The sequence below is a fragment of the Photobacterium sp. GB-1 genome (genome assembly GCF_003026165.1).
Lineage (GTDB): Bacteria > Pseudomonadota > Gammaproteobacteria > Enterobacterales > Vibrionaceae > Photobacterium.
Genome location: NZ_PYOB01000069.1, coordinates 1 through 554 on the forward strand (window position 1 = coordinate 1; position 554 = coordinate 554).

The following is a 554-nucleotide window of genomic DNA, read 5'->3' on the forward strand; positions in this document are numbered from 1 at the left end:
AGGGGTTCGACTCCCCTACGGGACGCCACTTCTCTTTGAAGTGAATATTGGGTCGTTAGCTCAGTTGGTAGAGCAGTTGACTTTTAATCAATTGGTCGCAGGTTCGAATCCTGCACGACCCACCATTTCCTTTCCACGAAGGAAAGCTAGTTTGATTTGACTTTTTAAAGTGAAAACAAATAGCAACTATCGTGGGCGATTAGCTCAGTTGGGAGAGCACCTCCCTTACAAGGAGGGGGTCACTGGTTCGAGCCCGGTATCGCCCACCACTTCTTTCTCAAGAAGTAAAATATGGGGCTATAGCTCAGCTGGGAGAGCGCTTCGCTGGCAGCGAAGAGGTCAGCGGTTCGATCCCGCTTAGCTCCACCACTTTCTAAAGACATTCCTATGAGTGTGATTAAAAAGTGGATCTTTAAATAGAAACACAATGCTCTTTAACAATCTGGAAAGCTGACTAGTAAATTCAATCAATAGATTGATTTTAAAAATGTTCTTCGAAAGAAGAACGAGTTCTCAAAACATACACATTCAAGTGTCTGTGTTTGCTTTCACTT

3 tRNA genes are annotated in these 554 nt (G+C 43.9%); all 3 read left to right on the forward strand.

The window, feature by feature from the left end:
• Positions 1-49: 49 nt before the first annotated feature.
• The 3 genes from C9J45_RS21460 to C9J45_RS21470 all read left to right on the forward strand — a co-directional run bounded on the left by C9J45_RS21460 (position 50) and on the right by C9J45_RS21470 (position 369).
• Positions 50-125: transfer RNA gene (locus C9J45_RS21460), tRNA-Lys, on the forward strand.
• Between the two features lie 68 nt (positions 126-193).
• A tRNA-Val gene (locus tag C9J45_RS21465) sits at positions 194-269 on the forward strand.
• A gap of 24 nt (positions 270-293) precedes the next feature.
• Positions 294-369, forward strand: a tRNA-Ala gene (locus tag C9J45_RS21470).
• The last annotated feature ends 185 nt before the right edge of the window (positions 370-554 follow it).